At 38.4% G+C, this 7,454-nt stretch carries 7 protein-coding genes; 1 reads left to right on the top strand and 6 read right to left on the bottom strand.

Features of this window, described 5'->3' with window-relative positions; genetic code table 11:
* Nucleotides 1-244: 244 nt before the first annotated feature.
* The 4 genes from IIC38_19140 to fdhD all read right to left on the bottom strand — a co-directional run bounded on the left by IIC38_19140 (nt 245) and on the right by fdhD (nt 5,599).
* Nucleotides 245-1,429 (bottom strand): succinylglutamate desuccinylase/aspartoacylase family protein, encoded by a 1,185-nt coding sequence (locus IIC38_19140; GenBank protein ID MCH8128042.1) that lies wholly within the window; start codon nt 1,427-1,429, stop codon nt 245-247.
* Nucleotides 1,430-1,975: 546 nt separating this feature from the next.
* Nucleotides 1,976-4,282: an FdhF/YdeP family oxidoreductase gene (locus tag IIC38_19135; protein MCH8128041.1), complete on the bottom strand. Its 2,307-nt coding sequence runs from the start codon at nt 4,280-4,282 to the stop codon at nt 1,976-1,978.
* A 53-nt stretch (nt 4,283-4,335) separates the two neighbouring features.
* Nucleotides 4,336-4,707: a hypothetical protein gene (locus IIC38_19130; protein MCH8128040.1), complete on the bottom strand. Its 372-nt coding sequence runs from the start codon at nt 4,705-4,707 to the stop codon at nt 4,336-4,338.
* 10 nt (nt 4,708-4,717) lie between these two features.
* Nucleotides 4,718-5,599, bottom strand: coding sequence for a formate dehydrogenase accessory sulfurtransferase FdhD (gene fdhD / locus IIC38_19125; protein MCH8128039.1), 882 nt, complete (start codon nt 5,597-5,599; stop codon nt 4,718-4,720).
* Between the two features lie 448 nt (nt 5,600-6,047).
* On the opposite strand from fdhD, the gene IIC38_19120 reads away from it, so the two are divergent.
* A complete protein-coding gene (locus tag IIC38_19120) occupies nt 6,048-6,425 on the top strand; it encodes a hypothetical protein (GenBank protein ID MCH8128038.1) in 378 nt (125 codons plus the stop codon).
* Nucleotides 6,426-6,507: 82 nt separating this feature from the next.
* On the opposite strand, the gene IIC38_19115 is transcribed toward IIC38_19120, so the two are convergent.
* Entirely contained in the window at nt 6,508-6,957 is a 450-nt protein-coding gene (locus IIC38_19115; GenBank protein ID MCH8128037.1) for a hypothetical protein, read from the bottom strand.
* A gap of 196 nt (nt 6,958-7,153) precedes the next feature.
* On the bottom strand, nt 7,154-7,454 hold a 301-nt coding region (locus tag IIC38_19110), incomplete at its 5' end, for an acid phosphatase (GenBank protein ID MCH8128036.1).

Here is a 7,454-nt window from a genome sequence, read left to right as displayed (position 1 = left end):
TTTTAGCAAACTTTTTATTGATGGTCGTAACTATTCAGCCATTGGCTTTTAGCTGTTGGCCTTTAGCTTACTGTGTCTTGTCCTGAAATAGGTTGTCATGTTTGAAGTTATCCACATATATACAAAAAAAAAGAAAAAAAGAAAAACTACGACTACTAACTGTTAACTTTTTTCAGGACGGGACTCTAAAAAGCCAACAGCTAAAAGCTAATGGCTGAATAGAATTGTTACCAATAATAAACCTTTATTTGGGCAAAATGTCTAATCGGCGTCGCATGATAATATTTTTACCCATCATTCTAATTTTTTGGTAACCCAGAAGATGAAATATTTCGATTGCAAAAAATCGAATAATCATTTTACTGATTATGAGGGTATCTTTTTGCCCACGAAATTCTTTCACTCCAGGTAACAAGTGCAAAACCGAATCCAATTGCAAGCGACGAAGATATTCTGACACAGTAAGCCAAATTGAATTGAACTCATGAATGATAAAATAGCCATCTTCACCTTGTGCTTGATATAGCGGCATCAGTATTCTACCCTTTTCTTCAGCTTTAACTTCGCCAGTTGCGTCCCTGCCCAGGATTTCATCCTGTTTTATTGTTTGAAAACTCTCATATCCAGGCTTCATCCGGAACCGATCCTGTGGTTTCATTGAATGGCGGAAACGAACCTCAAACACACGTGGTAAATCCTCAGTAACTGCAGTCAAGGCATCCCTGGAGTATTTGACATATCCATTTTTACCCTGGTTTTCAATGATCCCACAATTGGCTAAAGTTAGCCAAATCCCAGCTTCTAATTGATCGATCGATTTTGGATCATCATGTTGTCCGCCCTCGATCGTAAAACCAATGGGAACTAAATTTCCCATGTACTCCTGGAGCGTACCTTTAAGCTGCTCTTCTAAGCCAAGAATGATTGGCATTGGAAAATCTAATACGAATTTACGAATTTGTAGAATATCTCTAATTACTAAAAAAGGAACGCTCTTGCCGGATGTCGTATGAAGGTCAAGAAAAATGATATCGCTTGTTGCAGACTGTACCACTTTCTCAATATTTTCAAGTAATTCCAGACGCTCATGATCTTCAGTTTTATCCAACAACTGACTTCCTGCTTTGAGAGCGGCGATATGTTCTTTAAACCATCCGCGATTGAGATCACGATCGATGAAACGTCGTTGCTCTTTTAGAGCTGAAAGATTGCCTACCAGGCCGAGGAACTCGCCTCTTATTGTAATTTTGTTTTTGCGAATGGTATTAAATATCCTGTCGAGGGCTTTGAATCCGGCAGGTTCATTTCCATGTAAAGCGGAAGTGCAAATCAAAGTAGGGCCAGGTAAGGTTCCTTTGACATGACCAATAATTCGCTTTGGCGCTGGTTTTTCTTCAAAATTTAGAGATCTGAGTGTTTGTCCGTTCATTGTATATGTTTTAAATTCGATTGATTTATGGTATATAACCTAAGTTCGACATAACTATGTCATAAGCAAAATATGTATATATTATTAGCCTTCGACACCGCTCAGGCAACTAATTTAAGCCATGGTGAGCGGAGTCGAACCATGAATGTCATTATGTCGAACTCACGATATATAATTTTATCGACGATATTATGACAAAATAAATGTCTTTTCCCTTTGCTATTTGCACGGATCATTTTTTTTGATAAGGTTATACAAATCGTTTCAAGTAAACCTTATATGTAAGTTTAAGAATTCCAGGAAATAAAAGCTAAGTATGATTGATGGATTGGCGGGAGAGAAAAAATAATTTCAAAATGATCTTAAAAAAGGAATTATGAATCGATTCATTAACCCCGATTTTATGAAAATGTCTAAATGATATTAATTGAATGCCGGAGATCTGCTACTTACTTGATTGAGAACTATTCTTAATAAACCCGAGAATACTTTTCATACAATTTTTTAATAAATAGAAAACCATATTAAATAAATAGATAAATAGTATTAAGCAGGCGCTAAGCTGACTTGAACCGATTTAGAAGCAGGTGTATGACTCTTATCTGCGATACTGCCAATCGGAACCAGAACATTAGCTTCGGGAAAATATGTAGCAACACATTTTCTAGGGATGGCATATGGGACAACTACAAATTTTTTTGCTATTCTTTTTTGGCCTTGAAAATGGCTGGTAATGTCAACATACTGTCCTTTTTTAAAAGAAGCCTCACACATATCTTCTTTGTTCATTAGAATTACTCTTCGTCCATTTGCGATGCCGCGATAGCGATCTTCTAATCCATAAATTGTGGTGTTATATTGATCATGGCTTCGAATTGTCATCATGATGTAGTGACCTTGCGGCAGATTGGTTCTTTTTATGGTATGAATAGTAAATTGTGCTTTTTTGTTTGAAGTATTAAATACCTTCTCATCCCGGACTGGATTTGGCAGATAAAAACCACCTGGTCTTCGGACACGCTGATTATAATCCGTAAATCCGGGAATTACCCTTTCGATGAGATCACGGATACGACTATAGTCTGCACTTAAGTATTTCCATCTCACTTTATTTACTTTGTCCGGGTGATTTTTAAATGTTGCTTTTGCTAATTGAGCGACAATGCTTGGTTCACTCTTGAGATATTTAGATGTAGGCGCAAGATTACCCGAAGAACGATGAACAATTCCCATCGAATTTTCAACACTGACGAACTGGACTTTACCATCCACCACATCTTTTTCAGAACGCGCCAGGCATGGAAGTATCAAAGCCTGCTTTCCTGTAACCAGGTGGGCACGGTTGAGTTTGGTGGACACCTGGACTGTCAACTCACATTTGCGAATTGCATTAGCCGTGAATTCCGTATCCGGTGTTGCAGATACAAAATTCCCGCCGAGAGCAAAAAATACTTTGACTTTGTTTTCAGCCATGGCTTCAATTGCTTCCACCGTGTTAAAACCCGGTTCCCTGGGAGGCTCAAAATGAAATTCATTTTCCAGGTTATCTAAGAAATCCTTAGTTGGCCTTTCCCAGATGCCCATGGTACGATCTCCCTGAACATTGCTGTGTCCCCGTACAGGACAAACACCAGCTCCTTTACGACCGAAATGTCCGCCAAGTAAAAGTAAATTAATAATTTCTTGAATATTGGCAACTGCATTTTTATGCTGGGTAAGGCCCATTGCCCAGCACCAGATCATCCGCTTGGAGTTTATGGCAACCTGGGCTGCTTCATATATCTGATCCCGACTTACGCCACTTTCTTCTGTTATCGTCTCCCATGTCGTTTGTGTGATATCTTTATCAAACTCAAAAAAACCACTTGTAAAATTGTCAACAAAATTGCGATCGATAACGCTACCGGGGTTTTTCTCTTCAGCAATCAGCATTTCTTTTATGATGCCTTTTAAAAGGGCAACATCCCCATTAATTTTCACTTGCAGAAAAAGTGTTGCCAACTCAGTTCCGGCTCCAACCAGTCCTCTGATTTCCTGGGGATGCTTAAAGCGAATCATTCCGGCCTCCGGAAGAGGATTAATGCTAACAATTTTGCAGCCATTTCTTGCCGCTTGCTGGAGTGCGGTTAACATTCGCGGGTGGTTGGTTCCCGGGTTTTGTCCGATCACAAAAATTGTGTCGGCATAATTAAAATCTTCCAATTTAACCGTTCCTTTCCCGACGCCAATTACTTCTTTCAAAGCTACACTACTGGATTCATGACACATGTTTGAACAATCGGGTAAGTTGTTTGTACCAAACAACCGTACAAACAACTGGTACAAAAACGCGGCTTCATTGCTTGTACGTCCGGAGGTGTAGAAAGCTGCTTCATCCGGAGTCTTGAGGCTGTTTAATTTTTCTGCGATGAGATCAAACGCATCCTGCCATTCTATGGGTTGATAAAAAGTCTCGCCTGTTTTTAACCACATAGGGTGAGTGAGTCTTCCTTGTTTTCCAAGCCAATAATCACTCTGTTGAGATAATTTTGAAATGGACCATCGCTCAAAAAATTCCGGGATAACTTTTTTCTTTGTGGCTTCTTCAGCGACCGCCTTTACACCATTTTCACAAAATTCAACTTTAGCACGTTCTTCCGGATCCGGCCAGGCACAACTGGGACAATCATAGCCCTCGTGTTGGTTTAACCGGCTTAGTGTTTTGATACTGCGAACAATTCCCATCTCTCTGATTGAATGCTTGATAGCTGATAAAACAGCAGGAATTCCACCGGCAATTTTTGGAGGAATAACGGTAGAAATGGTTCGTTTTTCTTCAGGGGGTTGAGCTTTTATATCCGGTTGATTTTTCACGACTAATCAAATAAAGTTAATAGTTATTAGAATAAGAGATTTCAACTATCCAGTTAAGATTGTTTTGGATTGGGCAGCAGATCAGATTCATCTTCATCACCACGAGGGCTTAAGCAAGAAAAATCTTTTTCTACCAGAATCTTTAAAAAATTATTTTCACTGTTTTCTTGTATACCTTCAAGGCCAACCTGATCTGAATTTAGCCAATCTTTTGCCAATGTTTCAGGTAAACTTATTAGCAAACTATTTTCAGAATAATCAGCTTTTATGGTGTTAAGCCCAGGCTGATTTTGAAGAGTGTACCTTAAAGCGCTATCTTTGCTAAACTGTATTTCTTCAGTGATTTGCAAATTATCCTTTAATTGTTTTACTTCTGATTGTGATATCCGAAGTCTTAAAGAGTTCCCTTTGATTCTTAATTTCATTCTTAAGTCCTTATTTAATACGCCAAGCGCCATTGTAAATGTTGAAACGATTATTTCGGACAAACGCTATGAGGGTGAGATCAAACTCTTTGGCTAATTCCACAGCCAGGCTGGACGGCGCTCCGACAGCGGCTATTATGGGTATGCCGGCCATCAAAGCTTTCTGTATCAATTCAAAACTGGCTCGTCCGCTCAAAAATATCAAATGATTACTGAGGGGGATAAAATCCCTAAATAAAGCAGCACCGATAACCTTGTCCATGGCATTATGCCTGCCGACATCTTCTCGCAGAATTACAGCCTCCCCATTAACGTTTATCAAAGCAGTCGCATGCAGACCGCCTGTTTGATCAAAAACATCCTGAGATTGACTCATGATTCGCGGCAATTGATGGATCATTTCCCTGTCAAAATGGCCGCCTAACTTCGGTATCTTTTCAGTACAATATTTGTTTTGCGTTTTCAGTGCATCGATTGAGGTTTTCCCACATACCCCACAACTGGATGTGGTATAAAAATGACGATCTAATTTTTTAAGATCAAATTGAATAGTTGATTTTAATTCAACCCGAACAACATTTCGAGACTTGGCTCCGGATACAACAGGGCCGCAAAAAATGATTTGATCGACGTCGTTTGCATTTTCTATAATCCCCTCGGCAAACAAAAAACCCGCGGTTAGTTCAAAATCATCGCCGGGAGTTCTCATGGTTACGGATATATTTTTGTGAGTTCTTTGCCCGTTTTTTTCGAACCCCAAACGTATTTCTAATGGTTCTTCCACAGCGACAACATCTTGTTCCTGGGTAAGTTTTTTTCCATCCACCTTTTGGATGGATGTCTGATGGATCCCCAAATCGTTGGAATCAATAATTGGATTCGATCTATTCAAAATATAGTGTTGAGTTGTTGAGATAAGACTCAAAAGAATAATTCTTCTCCAACAAACCCAATCCTTAACTCTATTATAATTAATTGTTTACGTTGTGGAACCATTTAATAATAAAAATATAAATAAGTAAAATCAAAAAGGTTGGTTTACATAGTACAGAATTTCTATTCGTTTTACAAATATTTGTGAATTTAACTAGCATAAATTAGTCAAGTAAATCAACAAACCGAAATCGAAACTAGTGATGAAGTGATAGTGATGATGGGAAGGAGGTAACAAAATGAAGCAACTAGTTTAATAAGGGCTGTATTAATTAACGTCATTTTTTGCATCCAAATTACCGACTGAATCTGAAAAATAACTTTGGGCGAACATCTCAAATCTTGAAAAAGATCAGAAATTTCTGCGAGTAGAGCTGTGGGTCGGTAGAGTAAAATATGCTGCAAATTTGAGCGGTCATGAATGGAGAGCGACATTCGAAGTAAAAGTATTATTGCCATCCAGGGAAAATATTGCCAATAAGTGCAGAATAGAATTCTATTGGAAAAGGAATACTCCAGAAGAAAAATGGATTGATAGCACAGGTTTTTTCAAATACGCCTTAACTTCTATTGATGGACATTGGTTAGATCGTCAACCAATATCGATGCCTCTTTGGCAAATAAAAACAGTGGTGATTTTCTCCAAGATCAAATTGAAGACATCGATTGTGGGCATCTGTAATTTTCCGGAAGAAGTAGAGCAACCGGAAAGGGGTTGGATTTCTTCTTCATGGCGTTGGCGACAGGATTTCGGCATCTACCGAAACAGTGTATATCAACTTTAATTAAGCTGGATGCCCATAGTTTAATTTATCCTAGGCATCCAGATTCCCCTATCTTCCAACAAAATTATTGCGCTTGCATCAATCATCTTATATGGGATCTAAATCGTCCCCACATAAATTGAATGCCAAGTCCATACTCAAACCCGGTCTGTTCGTGGCTGACATCGAAATCGATAACATGATATTTCACATCGAAATTCAATCCGAACCAGCTGTTTAACATAAAGTCCAATCCGCCGCCGGCATAAACACCGGGTTTCAAAACTGTACTTATATTTACTTCTTCATCATAAAAAGTTTCTCTAACTCTTATATCGGTAAGAAAATAAGGGCCTCCGCCAAATTCAGAATTGACGCTTAGATAATCGTAACGATTAATGAGGATATTCGCTCTATGGTCTGCATTACCCCAATAAGTACCCCTTAAACCGATTCCCCCGGATCGAACTTTTCCATGTGCAATAACATCCGAACCAGTAGAAAAAAGTATTAGGGCCAAGAATAAACTTGTAAAAATAGTTCTACTTTTCATGGCTCTCGCTCCTCATCTTTAGGCATAGATTATTTATTTTACTCTGTTTTTGACTGTTCTTATTATTAATGGTGCCATAGATTTTGTTACGAAACCCATACTTTTATGTTTGGATTTAAGAAATGTATTGGACAATTGACGAAATTAAAAATGGATGCAAAAGTAAACTTAGTTTTAATTAAAGATCATGCAAATCTCATTTAAGGGTATTCAATCTATTCATCTTCTTTTGAATTTTTTGCTCTTTGGAATGAGAATAATCAAACTCATACAATGCCGCTTCCCAGGAGCCATATAGAGGATTCGGGATGGTAATCCATTTTTCACCCCAATAATTTTTGTACTTATTTGCAAGCTCGACTCTCGTTTCCAATGAAACTTTAGCGCCCGAGACAAAATCATTTAGATCGTCTCCAAAAAGTAAAATGATTCGATGACTTTGGGCAAGAAAATTTCGGCGTGTCGTTTTGTCAGAACCCCAATTCTCTTTTTCATTT

The organism is candidate division KSB1 bacterium (genome assembly GCA_022566355.1).
Lineage (GTDB): Bacteria > Zhuqueibacterota > JdFR-76 > JdFR-76 > DREG01 > JADFJB01.
This window is presented reverse-complemented; position numbering and strand designations above follow the sequence as displayed.

Bases quoted from the DNA above. Each gene is read 5' to 3' on its own strand.
- IIC38_19140 (MCH8128042.1), bottom strand. From the start codon at position 1,429: ATGAACGGACAAACACTCAGATCTCTAAATTTTGAAGAAAAACCAGCG.
- IIC38_19130 (MCH8128040.1), bottom strand. From the start codon at position 4,707: ATGAAATTAAGAATCAAAGGGAACTCTTTAAGACTTCGGATATCACAA.
- IIC38_19115 (MCH8128037.1), bottom strand. From the start codon at position 6,957: ATGAAAAGTAGAACTATTTTTACAAGTTTATTCTTGGCCCTAATACTT.